This window comes from Pseudofrankia coriaricola, from assembly GCF_001854805.1.
GTDB lineage: Bacteria > Actinomycetota > Actinomycetes > Frankiales > Frankiaceae > Pseudofrankia.
Map to the genome: position 1 here is coordinate 101,783 of NZ_MBLO01000210.1, position 13,280 is coordinate 115,062.

Annotated in this window: 12 protein-coding genes; 2 read left to right on the forward strand and 10 right to left on the reverse strand. The window is 73.1% G+C overall.

The window, feature by feature from the left end; translation table 11 throughout:
* Positions 1 to 148: 148 nt before the first annotated feature.
* The 4 genes from infB to rimP all read right to left on the reverse strand — a co-directional run bounded on the left by infB (position 149) and on the right by rimP (position 6,124).
* On the reverse strand, positions 149 to 3,343 hold the full coding sequence (gene infB / locus BCD48_RS23550) for a translation initiation factor IF-2 (RefSeq protein ID WP_071050544.1): 3,195 nt from the start codon (positions 3,341 to 3,343) through the stop codon (positions 149 to 151).
* 210 nt (positions 3,344 to 3,553) lie between these two features.
* Positions 3,554 to 3,880: a YlxR family protein gene (locus BCD48_RS47150; protein WP_083419085.1), complete on the reverse strand. Its 327-nt coding sequence runs from the start codon at positions 3,878 to 3,880 to the stop codon at positions 3,554 to 3,556.
* Positions 3,881 to 3,887: 7 nt separating this feature from the next.
* Positions 3,888 to 5,048 (reverse strand): transcription termination factor NusA, encoded by a 1,161-nt coding sequence (nusA, locus tag BCD48_RS23555; protein WP_071050545.1) that lies wholly within the window; start codon positions 5,046 to 5,048, stop codon positions 3,888 to 3,890.
* The gene (gene rimP / locus BCD48_RS23560; protein ID WP_071050546.1) at positions 5,045 to 6,124 is read right to left on the reverse strand and encodes a ribosome maturation factor RimP; all 1,080 of its coding nucleotides are present in this window, start codon (positions 6,122 to 6,124) and stop codon (positions 5,045 to 5,047) included. Before rimP ends, nusA begins: the two co-directional genes overlap by 4 nt.
* A gap of 348 nt (positions 6,125 to 6,472) precedes the next feature.
* Here rimP and BCD48_RS23565 point away from each other — a divergent pair, with 348 nt between their 5' ends.
* Both BCD48_RS23565 and BCD48_RS23570 read left to right on the forward strand, forming a co-directional pair.
* Positions 6,473 to 7,117, forward strand: coding sequence for a hypothetical protein (locus BCD48_RS23565; protein ID WP_241841942.1), 645 nt, complete (start codon positions 6,473 to 6,475; stop codon positions 7,115 to 7,117).
* Positions 7,118 to 7,198: 81 nt separating this feature from the next.
* Positions 7,199 to 7,714, forward strand: coding sequence for a DUF4439 domain-containing protein (locus BCD48_RS23570; RefSeq protein WP_083419086.1), 516 nt, complete (start codon positions 7,199 to 7,201; stop codon positions 7,712 to 7,714).
* A 33-nt stretch (positions 7,715 to 7,747) separates the two neighbouring features.
* On the opposite strand, the gene BCD48_RS23575 is transcribed toward BCD48_RS23570, so the two are convergent.
* The 6 genes from BCD48_RS23575 to BCD48_RS23600 form a co-directional block, all read right to left on the reverse strand.
* A complete protein-coding gene (locus BCD48_RS23575; RefSeq protein ID WP_071050548.1) occupies positions 7,748 to 8,203 on the reverse strand; it encodes an RrF2 family transcriptional regulator in 456 nt (151 codons plus the stop codon).
* 242 nt (positions 8,204 to 8,445) lie between these two features.
* Positions 8,446 to 9,381: a sulfate/molybdate ABC transporter ATP-binding protein gene (locus BCD48_RS23580; protein ID WP_071050549.1), complete on the reverse strand. Its 936-nt coding sequence runs from the start codon at positions 9,379 to 9,381 to the stop codon at positions 8,446 to 8,448.
* Positions 9,378 to 10,316 carry a sulfate ABC transporter permease subunit gene (locus BCD48_RS23585; RefSeq protein ID WP_083419087.1) on the reverse strand — a complete coding sequence of 313 codons (939 nt, stop codon included), beginning with the start codon at positions 10,314 to 10,316 and terminating at the stop codon, positions 9,378 to 9,380. The genes BCD48_RS23580 and BCD48_RS23585 overlap by 4 nt, the downstream gene beginning before the upstream one ends.
* The gene (gene cysT, locus BCD48_RS23590) at positions 10,309 to 11,166 is read right to left on the reverse strand and encodes a sulfate ABC transporter permease subunit CysT (RefSeq protein ID WP_071050550.1); all 858 of its coding nucleotides are present in this window, start codon (positions 11,164 to 11,166) and stop codon (positions 10,309 to 10,311) included. The genes BCD48_RS23585 and cysT overlap by 8 nt, the downstream gene beginning before the upstream one ends.
* Complete coding sequence (locus tag BCD48_RS23595; RefSeq protein ID WP_071050551.1) at positions 11,163 to 12,218, reverse strand: sulfate ABC transporter substrate-binding protein; 1,056 nt, start codon at positions 12,216 to 12,218, stop codon at positions 11,163 to 11,165. Before BCD48_RS23595 ends, cysT begins: the two co-directional genes overlap by 4 nt.
* A 199-nt stretch (positions 12,219 to 12,417) precedes the next feature.
* Positions 12,418 to 13,269 carry a GNAT family N-acetyltransferase gene (locus BCD48_RS23600; RefSeq protein WP_071050552.1) on the reverse strand — a complete coding sequence of 284 codons (852 nt, stop codon included), beginning with the start codon at positions 13,267 to 13,269 and terminating at the stop codon, positions 12,418 to 12,420.
* Positions 13,270 to 13,280 lie beyond the last annotated feature (11 nt).

The following is a 13,280-nucleotide window of genomic DNA, read 5'->3' on the forward strand; positions in this document are numbered from 1 at the left end:
GAGGCAGCGGCCCCCAGACCCCCAGGTCGCGCGCTCAGCGCGCGACATCGGGGGTCCGGGGGTCGCCCCCCGGAGCAACATCTGACCGGCGCCCCCGGCGAAGCTGCCGCAAGGCAGCGAGCAGGGGGCGCCGGCCCGAGCCGGTCACCTACGCGCGCGGGATCTCGCGCTGCTCGAAGGTTTCGATGACGTCCTCGATCTTGATGTCGTTGAACGAGCCGAGCCCGATACCGCACTCGTACCCGTCGCGAACCTCGGTGACGTCGTCCTTGAACCGCTTGAGCGACTCGACGGTGAGGTTGTCGGCGACCACGACACCGTCCCGGATCAAGCGCGCCTTGCTGTTGCGCCGGATGAGGCCGGTCCGGACGATGCAGCCGGCGACGTTGCCGATCCGCGGCACCCGGAAGACCTCGCGGACCTCCGCGGTGCCGAGCTGGGCCTCCTCGTAAACCGGCTTGAGCATGCCCTTGAGGGCGTTCTCGATGTCCTCGATCGCCTGGTAGATGACCGAGTAGTACCGGACCTCGACACCCTCGCGGTCGGCCAGCTCGGTCGCCTTGCCCTGCGGGCGGACGTTGAAGCCGATGATCAGCGCGTCCGACGCCGAGGCCAGCATGACGTTGGTCTCGGTGATCGCGCCGACGCCCCGGTCGATGATGCGCAGCCCGACCTCGTCGCCGAGGTCGATCTTGAGCAGCGCGTCCTCGAGGGCCTCGACCGAACCGGACACGTCGCCCTTGAGGATGAGGTTGAGCTGGGTCTTCTCGCCCTCCTTCATCCGCTCGAGGATCGTCTCCAGCGTCGGGCGGCCACGGCTCATCGCCAGCTCGGCGTTGCGCTCGCGCGCCTGGCGCCGCTCGGCGATCTGCCGGGCAACCCGGTCCTCGGGGACAACCAGGAAGTTGTCGCCCGCGTCCGGGACGCTGGTGAAGCCCAGCACCTGGACGGGACGGGCCGGGCCCGCCTCGGTCACGTTCGCGCCGTTCTCGTCGAGCATCGCCCGGACGCGGCCGAAGGCCTCGCCGGCGACGATCGAGTCACCGATGTGCAGCGTGCCGCGCTGTACCAGCACGGTCGCCACCGGGCCGCGGCCGCGGTCGAGCCGGCCTTCGATCGCGACACCCTGGGCCTCGACGTCGAAGGCCGCCTGCAGGTCCAGCGACGCGTCGGCGGTCAGGACGATCGCCTCGAGGACGCCCTCGATGTTGGTCCGGTTGCGCGCCGACACGTCGACGAACATGGTGTCGCCGCCGTACTCCTCGGCCACCAGCCCGTACTCGGTGAGCTGCCCGCGGACCTTCGCCGGGTCGGCGCCTTCCTTGTCAATCTTGTTGACCGCGACCACGATCGGCACGCCGGCCGCCTGGGCGTGGTTGAGCGCCTCGATGGTCTGAGGCTTCACGCCGTCGTCGGCCGCGACCACCAGCACCACGATGTCGGTCACCTGCGCGCCACGGGCACGCATGGCGGTGAACGTCTCGTGGCCCGGGGTGTCGATGAAGGTGATCGGCCGCTCATCGCCGTCGACCACCGCCCGCACCTGGTAGGCGCCGATGTGCTGGGTGATGCCGCCCGCCTCGCCGGCCACCACGTCGGTGGACCGGATCGCGTCGAGCAGCTTCGTCTTGCCGTGGTCGACGTGACCCATGACGGTCACCACCGGCGGCCGGGTGGTCAGGACGACGTCGTCGCCGTACTCGCCACCGAACGACAGGTCGAAGCTCTCCAGCAGCTCCTTGTCCTCGTCCTCGGGGCTGACGATCTGCACGTCATAGCCGAGCTGGACGCCGAGCAGCTGCAGGGTCTCGTCGGTGCACGACTGGGTCGCGGTCACCATCTCGCCGAGCTGGGTGAACACCACCTGGACCATTGCGCCCGGGTTGGCGTCGATCTTGTCGGCGAAGTCGGCAAGCGACGCGCCGCGCGGAAGCCGGATGGCCTGCCCGTTGCCACGGGGGACCATCGCCCCCATGCGCGGCGCCTCGAGCCCGCTCTCCCACTCTTGACGCTTCGCGCGCTTCGACTTGCGCTGACGACCCGGACGGCCACGACCGCCGGGACCGAACGCGCCCGCCGTCGTGCCGCCGCGACCACGACCGCCGGCCGCGGGACGGCCGCCACCGGCGCCGCCACCACCACCGGGACCGCCGGGACGACCTGCGCCGCCACCGCCGGGAGCGCCGCCGGGACGACCGGGAGCACCGGCGCGGCCGGCGAAACCGCCGCCGCCGCCGGGACGACCCGCGCCGCCACCGCCGCCGGGACGCGGGCCCGGCGCGCCGGGCCGACCGGGAGCGCCGCCGGCCGGGCGCGGGGCGAACATGCCGGGGCCGGGACGCGGGCCACCGCTGCCACCCGGCCGCGGCGGCATGCCGCCACCCGCCGGGCGCGGGCCGCCGCTGCCACCCGGCCGCGGCGGCATGCCGCCGGGACTCGGGCGCGGGCCACCAGGGCCGCCCGAGCGCGGAGCGCCGGGAGCGCCGCCAGGGCGCGGCGCGCCAGTTCGCCGGTCGCCGGGCGCCGACGGCGGCCCGGGACGCGGGCCGGCGGCGGCGGCGGAACCAGGCGTTGTGTACGGGTTGTTGCCAGGCCCAGCCGGCCGGGGGCCGGGACGCGGGCCGGGCCGGGGACCGCCACCGGGCCGGCTGGGCGCGGCGGAGGGACCGCCGGCCGCCTGCACGGTTCCGGGAGCCCCCGGGCCGGCGGGACCGCCGGGCGCGGAGGGACCACCTGAGCGCGGCGGACGCGCCCCGGAGGGAGCGGGTGAGGCAGGGCGCGGGCCGGGACGCGGCCCGGCCTGCGACGGGGACTGAGGCGCGGCCGAAGCCGCCGCGGCGGCTGGGCGCGCCACCTCGGGACGCGGCGCGGCCTCCGGACGGGCGGGCACGACCGGTGCGCCGGCACCACCGGCGGGCGGGCCGCCGACGACAGCCGGGCCGCCGACGGACGGGCGGCCGGGCGGCGGCAGCGGGGCACCGGCGCCAGACACGCCGGCTACGGGGCTCGCCGGACGGGCCGCCGGGCCGGGACGGCCGTTCGCGGGGCCTGGACGCGGCCCCGGGCCTGGACGGGCCGGAGCCGGACCGGGCACAGGACGGGGGCCGGCGCCTGGACGGGCGCCGTTGCCGGCCGGACCGGGAACGGCGCGACCAGCCGAACGGGCGGGCGGAGCCTCACCCTCGCCGCCGAGCCGCTCCTTGAGCTTGCGCACAACGGGCGCTTCGACGGTGGACGAGGCGGACTTCACGAACTCGCCCATTTCCTTCAACGTGCCAAGCACGGTCTTGCTGTCGACGCCGAGCTCCTTCGCGAGCTCGTGTACGCGGGCCTTACCTACCACGGTGCTCCTTCGTTCGGCCCGCGGTTCAGCGCCCGCGTGACCTCGTTACCTGCTGGTCGCGATCATGGCTGCGTGCTCATTGCGCGGTCATCGCTCTCGACCTGCTTCCTGTCGGCGTCATCCGGCGTCTATCCGGCGACGCCCCCATCGGGTGGGGCACTCCCCCACCCTCCTGCTCAGGGCAGCGCGCCTAGGCGCACCACCCCCTGGCTAACAACGTCCGGGCCCGCCATCGTCCCGCGCGGAACCATGGACCTGCCGGACGTGAGCCCGGACCCGCTCGAGACCGAGCGGACCGGGTACCCGCAACGCTCGCGGGAACGCACGACGGCGCTCCGCGAGATCAAGGCATGCCATGTCGGGGTGCACGTGCGCTCCCCGGCCAGGCATACGACGGCGCGTGTCCGGCAGAAGTTCGCCATCCACCACGACGATACGCAGCAGGTCGGACCGCGCCGCCCGGGTCCGGCAACCAACACAGGTACGCACGACAGCAGTCGTGGCACCAGCGATGTGCGGCTCCGCACGGCGCGCCACGGAGAGTCTATCCCGTTGCGCCCCTGGGCTGCCCGCCCGTGGCAGGCGAGCGCCGTCCGGGTGCCCCCCCAGCGGAGGTCGCGGCGTCGGATCGCCGCAGGTCCGCCGGCCCGGCTCCGGCCCGGCGCGGCGGGTCCGCGGGGCGTCGCCCGGCGCCACCATTGTCACCTTCCGTGTCGGAGTGGATGTCGATCCGCCAACTGGTCAGCCGCGCGGCAAGCCGGGCGTTCTGGCCCTCACGGCCGATGGCGAGTGAGAGCTGGTAGTCCGGCACGGTCACCCGCGCCGAGCGGCCGGCGAGGTCGGTCACCTCGACGCGCGACACCCGGGCGGGCGAGAGCGCGCTGCCGACGAACGTGGCCGGGTCGGCGGACCAGTCGACGATGTCGATCTTCTCGCCGTGCAGCTCGGCCATCACGGCGCGCACCCGGCTGCCCATCGGTCCGATGCAGGCTCCCTTGGGGTTCACCCCCGCGACCTTCGAGCGAACCGCGATCTTGCTGCGGTGCCCGGCCTCGCGGGCGATCGCCGCGATCTCCACGGTGCCGTCGGCGACCTCCGGGACCTCCAGCCGGAACAGGCCCTTCACCAGCTCGGGGTGGGTCCGCGAGAGCGTGACGGCCGCGCCGTGCGGCCCCCGTGCGACGTGCACCACGTAGCACTTGATGCGGTCGCCGTGCTCCAGGCGCTCGCCGGGGACCTGCTCCGCCGGCGGCAGCACACCCTCGACGGTGCCGAGGTCGACGAGCACCACCCTCGAGCCGGCGCGCTGCTCGTGGTGCTGCACCACACCGGAGACGATCTCGTGCTCGCGGTCGGCGTACTGGCCGTAGGTGACCTCCTGCTTGGCCTCCCGCAGGCGCTGCATGATGACCTGCTTGGCGGTCATCTGGGCGATCCTGCCGAAGTCCGCGGGAGTGTCGTCCCACTCCCGGGCCGTGCCATCCTCCCGGGTCTCCTTCGCCAGCACGGTCACCTCACCGGTCTGGCGGTCGACCACCACCCGGGCGTCGGCGGCCGGGGCCTCATCGGCCGAACCGGCGGCGTGCGCGCCGTGGGTGTGCTGGTAGGCCTTGAGCAACGCGGTCTCGATCGCCTCGACCAGGGTCTCGAAGGAGAGGTCGTACTCCCGTTCGATCCCGCGCAGCTCGGCGACGCTGATTTTCACCGGTCTGTCTCCTCACCTGGGCTTGGGCCGCTGTCCTCATGACCTCCGCCGGCTCGCCCCCGCCGAGCCCCTCCCAGGTCGTTGCCGGTGGCTGGGCCGCCCGCGGGCGCGTCCTGTCCGAGCCCTCTCGGGCCGTCGTCCCAGCCGCCGTCGTCATTCCCGTCGTCCTCGTCGAGATCCTCGTCCTCGTCATCCCAGACGTCGTCGGCGCCGGCCAGGTCCTCGTCCTCGCCTGGCCCCTCGTCCTCGCCCACCTCGTCGTCACCGCCGAGCTCGTCGTCACGGTCGTCGACGTCCCCACTCGCCCCGGCCTCCGGGCGCCCCTCTCCCGTCCCGGACCGACCTGCGTCGGCGGAGGCGGCACGGGGGACGTCGGCGTGGCCGAACTCGATCTGCACGACCGCGCGGGCCACGTCGGCGAAGCGCAACCGCTCGAGCTGAGTCCGCACGGGACGCCCGCGCCGCGCGGCGCCGGCGGCCACGGCGAGGTCCACACCGTCGTCGTCGGCGCCGAGCACCCGGCCCACCACCACGGTGCCGTCCGCGCGGCTGGCCTCGACCAGGCGGCCACGCGCCCGCAGCCAGTGCCGCGGCTGGGTGAGCGGCCGGTCGACGCCAGGCGAGGTCACCTCCAGCACGTACGCGCCGACGAGGCCCGCCTCGTCGGCCACGCGGTCGAGCAGGTCGGAGATCAGCCGGCTGGCATCCGCGACCGCGTCCAGGTCGACGCCGCCGTCACGATCGACCGCGACCCGCAGCACACTGCGCGAGCCCGCGCGCGACAGGTTCAGGTCCTCCAGGTCGAAACCGGCCTCGGCAAGCGCGGGGGTGAGCCGTTCGCTGACCGCGGCCCGCAGCGCCGCCGTGCTCGGGGTTCCTGCCGGATCGGCGGCAGGGTTCCTGCCGGATCCGCGAAGCGGATCTGGGAGGTCGGCGATCTGGGAGGTCCGGTCCGCGGCCGCCGCGGGCTGGCCGGAACCCTGCTGCCCAGCCCCGGCGTCGGTGTACGCGGCCTTCCCAGGCCGCGCCGAGCCGCTCGGCGGCCGGCGGCCAGTACGGCCCGCGTCCCGTGCCACGTCACCCAGTCCTTTCCGCGAATTCCACCTGCCGACCAGATATCGACCAGCACCCACCACTGGCATGCCCCGCGCGCGGGCAACGCCACACGGTTCCCGCCCGAACAGCCCACCCCACCATGCCCGCTGCGTCATGCGAGCAGGGATGATGGTCAAGACGGCTATCGGCGAGGCTTCAGGCATCTTCCGAGATCCATAGCCTACGTCCGTCGCGGTGGGGCTCCAATCGCGGCCTGACCGTGGTCGGCGCTTTGCGGCGCAGGGACGTATCCACCCTCCGGCCGGCAAGCGCCCCGGCGGTGCACGGGGGCCATGCTCATGGCACCGACGTGTGATTGGCTGCGAGGCGTGGCTGGGGGCGGCATGGGTGGGGTCGGCGTGCGCGGCGCGCCGTCCAGGCGGGCCGTGCTCGCGCTGCCGGCGGCGGGGGTGGCCGCGGCGGGGCTGGTGACGGCCGCCGGCTGCAGCGAGTCACGGCCGGCAGGCACCCCCGCGCCACCGCCGGTCGACCTCGCGGCCGCGCAGGCCGCCGCCCGCGCCGAGCGGGACCTCCTGGTCGACTATGACGCCGCGATCGCTCGCCACCCCGCGCTCGCCGCGCTGCTGGGTGGCCTGCGGGCGCACCACGCGCAGCACCTGGCCGCCCTCGCGACGCAGGTGCCGGCCCTGGCGACCGCGACCCCGGACGGCACGGTGACCTCGGGCGGCAGTCCGTCCGCCTCGGCCCCGGCCACCCCGTCGGGCGCCGCGACGGCCCCCGCCGCGGGCACCTCGCTGCCCGGGAGCGCCGGCCCACAGCCCGGCGCGGACGACTCGCCGGCGGCGAGGGCCAGCGCGCTGGCCGAGCTCGCCACCTCCGAACGCGCGGCGGCCGACGAACATCGCGCGGGCTGCCTCGCCGCGACGGGTGGGCTCGCCCCGCTGCTGGCGAGCCTGCGCGCGGCGGAGTCCTGCCATGCCGACCTGCTCTCCCTGGCCGGCTCCGCTGGGTGAGCAAGACTCATCGATCTACCCCAGACCCGCACCGATCCGGCCGACTCTGGCCCCAGCCGACGAGGAAGACAGACAGGCACGATGGTGGCGACCAGCCGGCCGGCGACCGCGCCCAGCGCCAAGGGCTCGCCCATCGCGGCGCTGGATGCGCGCGCCGTCACCGCGCTGTCGGCGCTGGTGGCGGTCGAGCACGCGGCGGTGTACGGAGCGGCCTCCGCCGGCGGGGCGCTCGCGCCGCTGGGCGCGAGCGCGCGTGACGCCCGCGGCCTCGCCACCGCCGCCTTCACGGCGCACCGGCAGCTGCGCGACGCGCTGACCGCGCTGCTCCTGGACGCGGGCGCGAAGCCGCCGGCGGCGCAGCCCGCGTACACGCTGCCGGTGAGCCCGGCCAGTGTGGGGGCCGCGCTCACGCTGCTCGCCGAGCTGGACGACCGGACCGCGGCGAGCTCCTACGACGCCGTCGGCCTGGTCACCGGCAAGGCCCGCGAGCTCATCGTCGACGCACTCGCGCAGGCGGCCCTACGTGCCCAGCGCGCCCGGCTCACCGCCGACGTGAGCCCCGGGACGGCGGTCAAGGCGCTCCCCGGCCGCCTCTGACCCACGGCTCCTGACCCGCGGCTCCCTGTTCCGTCAGCGCCTGGCCCAGGCGCCGGGCGCCCTGCCGCGCTCGCGGACGATCTCCGGAAGGTCACCGCTCGCGATGTCGGCGAGGGTCACGGCCTCAAGCACCTGACGCAGGCTCACCCGGACGGCGATCCAGACGTCCTGCAGGTTCTTGGCCGCGCCGTCGTACGTGACCTCCTCCGGCCGGCGCCCACGCACGCCGGCCAGCGGCCCGTCGGTGACCCTGATCACGGTCGCCACGTCGATCTCGTGAGCCGGCCTGGCGAGCTGGTAACCGCCGTCGGCTCCGCGCCTGCTGGTCACCAGGCCGCTGCGTCGCAGGTCGGTCAGGATGTTCTCGAGGAACCGCAGCGGCAGGTCCTGCGCCGAGGCAAGCGTCTCGCCCTTGACGAGGCCGCCGTCGCTGGCGGCCAGCGTCAGCAGTGCGCGCAGGGCGTAGTCGGCGCGCGCGGAGATCTGCATACCACCATCTTGCCGGGTAGCCGGCGATCACGCCCATGGCGGGTGTCCCCAGCAGGTTCGGTGCTGGACCTGCCTCGCGGACGCGGGCCCGGTGCCTGATCCGCCGGCACCCGTCGGCCCCGCGTCAAAGGCCGCCCGCATCCAGCGCCAGGAGGAGCCCTGACGGATGGACGGCGGCGTCCGCACAGCCGCCGGCCACGGCACCCAGCTACCGGCCACACCGCCGCCGGCGGTCGGTTCCCTCAGCGGGTGGCGCGGATCCACACGTGTTGGCCGATCGCGAGGCGGAGGTCCTCGGCCTGCCCGCGGGTGAGCTGCGCCCAGGGCTGCTCGGCCCCGGCGTCCAACGTGAGCCGGACCTCGAAACCGATGCGCTGCAGGCCGGTGACCTCGGCGGGTGTGGTGTCGGGGGCCTCGGAGGTCAGGATCTCCAGGTCGTGCGGGCGGACCAGCCGGCCGGCGAGGCGGGTGACGGGGCCGAGGAAGCCCATCACGAAGTCGTTCGCGGGCTTGTCGTAGACGTCGGCGGGGGTGCCGACCTGCTCGATGCGGCCCTGGTTGATGACGACGAGCTCGTCGGCGACCTCGAGTGCCTCCTCCTGGTCGTGGGTGACGAAGATCGTGGTGACGTGCACCTCGTCGTGCAGGCGGCGCAGCCAGTCGCGCAACTCCTTGCGGACCTGGGCGTCCAGGGCGCCGAACGGCTCGTCGAGCAGGAGCACGGTCGGCTCGACCGCGAGGGCGCGGGCCAGTGCCATGCGCTGGCGCTGCCCGCCGGAGAGCTGCTCGGGCAGCCGGTCCGCGAACTGCTCGAGGTGGACCAGGGCCAGCAGTTCCTGCACCCGCGCGCGTATTTCGGCCTTGGGACGCTTGCGGATCTCCAGGCCGAAGGCGACGTTGCGGTAGACCGTCAGGTGCTTGAAGGCCGCGTAGTGCTGGAACACGAAGCCCACGTTGCGGCGCTGCGGCGGGACCCGGGTGGCGTCCTTCCCGTTGATCCGCACCGTGCCCGAGTCCGGCTGCTCCAGGCCGCCGATGATGCGCAGCAGCGTGGACTTGCCGCCACCGCTCGGCCCCAGCAGCGCGGTCAGGCGACCGTCGGCCACGGTCAGGTCGACGTCGTCGAGCGCGACGAAGCTGCCGAACCGCTTGCCGACCGAGCTGACCTCGATGCTCACCTGAGCCCACCTTTTTCCTGTGCGACGTCGTTCGACGCGACGTTGTTCAGCGCGAGGGCGGCCGGCGCGGGGTCGGCCGATAGGGCGAGGTCGTCCGGCACCACGGCCGGCGGCTCGCTGTGCTTCGACTCGCTCTCGCGCCGGCGGAGGAACACGAGCACGATGACGAGCACGGTGACGACGATGAGCAGGAACGCCAGCTGGAAGGCCCCTGGTTCGAGCTGCTGGACCCGCTCGCCGACCAGCAGCGGCACGGTCTGGGTCTGGTTCTCGCCGCTGACGTTGCCGGACACCACGAGCACGGCGCCGTACTCACCGATCGAGCGGGCCAGGCTCAGCACGATCCCGTACAGCAGCGCGGGCCGGATGACCGGCAGCGTGATCCGCAGGAAGCGCTGCCAGGCGTTGGCGCCCAGCACCCGGGCGGCCTGCTCCTGTTCGATCCCCTCCTCCGCGAGGACGGGGACCACCTCACGCAGGACCAGCGGGAACGAGACGAAGGTCGTCGCGAGGATCATGCCGGGCAGCGAAAAGATGATCTCGATCCCGGCGCTGTGCAGGGTGCCGCCGAACCAGCCGTCGACCGGGCCGTAGACCAGCACCAGCGCGAGGCCCACCACGATCGGCGAGACCGAGAGCGGCAGGTCGGCAAGCGCGCTGAGCAGCCGGCGCCCTGGGAAGCGGTAGCGGGTGATCAGCAGCCCGAGGCCCACTCCGAACACGGCGTTGAGCGCGACCGAGGCCAGCGCGATCTCCGCGGTCAGCCGGAACGCGGTCACCGCCTGCTGGGAGCTGATGGCCGACCAGAAGGCCGACGGCCCGGGGCTCACCGTCTTCCAGGTAACGACCACCAGCGGGACCAGCACCAGGACCGCGACGTAGAGCAACGCGATGGTGCGCTGGACCAGCCTGGTGGCGGAACGGCGGTTACCCACGGCGGGCCGCCGCGCGCTGCAGCAGGTCCAGGCCGACGATCACGAGCAGGCTGACCGCCAGCAGGACGGTCGCGGTCGCCGCGGCCGCGGGGAAGTCGAAGTTCTCGATCTTCTGGTAGGCGTACATCGAGGACACCTTGGTACGGCTGAGCCCGCCTGAGATCAGCAGCACCGAGCCGTACTCGCCCATCGCCCGGGCGAACGCCAGCGTCGCCCCCGACGCGATCGCCGGCAGCAGCAGCGGCAGCACCACTCGCCGGAAGATCGTGAACGGCGACGCGCCGAGGCAGGCGGCGGCCTGTTCGACCTCGGTGTCCAGCGCCATGAGGACCGGCTGGACCGACCGCACCGCGAACGGGAGCGTCACGAAGAGCAGCCCGAGCACGATCGCCCGCTGAGTGCCGAGCAGATGGATCCCGACCGGGCTGTCGGTGCCGTACACGGCGAGCAGCACCAGCCCCGCGACGATGGTCGGCAGCGCGAACGGGATGTCGATGATCAGGTCGACGAGCCGCCTGCCGGGGAACGGGTCGCGCACCAGCACCCACGCCAGCAACGTCCCCATCACCGCGTTGATCGCGGCCACCAGCAGCGAGCTGACCACGGTAAGGCGCAGCGCTCTCACGGCACTGGGGTCGGTGATGTTGTCCCAGAAGCCATTCCACCCGCCAGTGAACCCCCGGGCGACGACCGCCGCCAAGGGGATCAGCACCAGCAGGCTCAGCCACAGGACCGCCATGCCGAGCCCAAGCCCCGACCCGACCCCGAGCCGCGCGGCGCCGGAGGCGTCCCGCGCGGCCCGGGTGCGAGCCGGTGAAGCCGCCGTCGCCGGCTCCACCACCGTGCTCATCCGGTAGCGTTCTCGATCTTCGTGACGACGCCGTTGTCGGCGTCGAAGAACTCCTTGTTGACCTTGCTCCAGCCACCCAGGTCCGTGATGGCGGTCAGCTTCTCCACCGTCGGGAACGGCTTGGAGGGGTCGTTCGCGCCCTCGACGGTGCCGACGGTCGCGTTCTTGTCGGTCGGACGGAAGCCATGGCTGGCGAAGATCGCCTGACCCTCGTCACTCTTGGCGTACTCCAGGAACGCCTTGGCCGCCGGCGAGGCGGACACGGTCACCGCGGCCGGGTTCTCGATCAGGAACGTCTCCTTGGGGATGACGTAGTCGATGTCGACGCCCTTCTGCCGGGCCCCGATCGCCTCGTTCTCGTAGGAGATCAGCACGTCACCGGTGCCCTGGGTGAACGTGGTGGTCGCGTCCGCGCCGCTCGCGGGCTTGCTCACGACGTTCTTGAAGAAGGAGGTGAGGTACTCCTGGGCCTGCGCGTCCGTGCCGCCCTCGGCGAGGGTGTGGGTGTAGGCCGCCAGGATGTTCCACTTCGCCGAGCCGGACGAGGCCGGATCCGGCGTGACGATCTTCACGTCCGGCTTGATCAGGTCATCCCAGCCGGTGATGTGCAGCGGGTTCCCCTTGCGCACCGCGATCACCACGACCGAGTTCGAGATCTGGCCCTTCGTACTGTCCGCGTTCCAGTTCTCGGCTACGAACTTCGGCACCAGGCGAGTCATGTCCGGATCAAGCGAAAAGGTCACAAAGTCGGCCTTCTGCCCACTGGCCACCGACTTGCTGACGGTACCGCTCGCCCCGAAGGTCTCCGAGAACTTCACGCCCTTGCCGGCGTCGGTCTTGACGAACGCGTCCTGCAGCGCCTCGTAGGCAGGCTTGGGCACCGAGTACCCGACGATCGCGATCGACTGGCCCGCGTTCGGACCGGCGCCGGCGCTCGCCCCGGAGTCGTCGCTTCCCCCGGAGTCACCGCCGCAGGCGGTCACCGCCAGCGCGAGCGCCGCGCCAGCAGCGATCAGGGGCGCACCATGGCGCCACAGCCTCCTCGGCTTCATGCCTGTTCCTCCCCGGACTTGCACACCACAACGGACCCGTAAGTCGATCGGACTTGTCGGGAACGCCAGCATGCCAGATGGGACGGACCATGACCAACAGCTTGTTGCATCCGCAACACAGACCAGTAACAAATTTTCCGTTTTCCCGATGGGCTTTATCGAGAATACAGGTCAGCAGACGCCCGCCGGAGGCGAAGATCTAAAACAGGATCGAGGCGAAGGTGCCGACGCGGCGGAAGCCCACCCGCTCGTAGGCGCGGCGGGCGGGCAGGTTGAAGTCGTTGACGTACAGGCTGACGACCGGCGCGTACATCGCCTGCGCGAGCGCCACGACGCTCGCCGTGCCGGCGGCGCCGAGCCCGCGCCCGCGCAGCTCCGGCGCGACCCAGACGCCCTGCACCTGGCTCACCCCGCCGGCGATCGCGCCGATCTCGGCCTTGAACAGCACCCGCCCGTCCTCGATGTGCGCGAACGAGCGGCGCTGCCCGACGAACTCCGCGACGCGGGCGCGGTAGAGCGCGCCGCCGTCGGCGAGGATCGGCGACACGCCGATTTCCTCGGTGAACATCGCGATGCTCGCGGGCATCAGGATGTCCAGCTCGTCCGGGCGCACCAGCCGGACGAGCGGGTCGGGAGCGATCAGCGGCGGGGAGTCGATGACCAGTAACGGCTGTTCGCTTCGCACCTCGCGCGCCGGGCCCCAGGAGGGTTCCAGGCTCCGCCACAGCTGGCCCACCGAGCTCGCCTCGCCGACGATCGACGAGCAGCGCCGGCCGGCACGGCGCGCCCGCTCGGCGAACAGCCGAACGGACGCGGCACCCGCGCCGACCGGCCACAGGTTCGCACCCGAATAACACAGCGCCGCGATCCTGCCGTCGACGATGTGCCCCCACACCTCCGCGCCCAGCCGCCATGGGTCAAGCCCACAGGCCTCCACCCGGGACGCGACGAACACGTCGGTGACCGGGTCCCGGGCCAGCAGCTGGCGGACCGCGGGCAGGTCGCGGTCGTCGAGCAGCCGGACCGGGCTAGACCGTAGTGGCAGACCCATCCGGCATCATG

Bases quoted from the DNA above. Each gene is read 5' to 3' on its own strand.
- BCD48_RS23595 (WP_071050551.1), bottom strand. From the start codon at position 12,218: ATGAAGCCGAGGAGGCTGTGGCGCCATGGTGCGCCCCTGATCGCTGCT.
- BCD48_RS23570 (WP_083419086.1), top strand. From the start codon at position 7,199: ATGGTGGCGACCAGCCGGCCGGCGACCGCGCCCAGCGCCAAGGGCTCG.
- BCD48_RS23600 (WP_071050552.1), bottom strand. From the start codon at position 13,269: ATGGGTCTGCCACTACGGTCTAGCCCGGTCCGGCTGCTCGACGACCGC.
- BCD48_RS23575 (WP_071050548.1), bottom strand. From the start codon at position 8,203: ATGCAGATCTCCGCGCGCGCCGACTACGCCCTGCGCGCACTGCTGACG.
- cysT (WP_071050550.1), bottom strand. From the start codon at position 11,166: ATGAGCACGGTGGTGGAGCCGGCGACGGCGGCTTCACCGGCTCGCACC.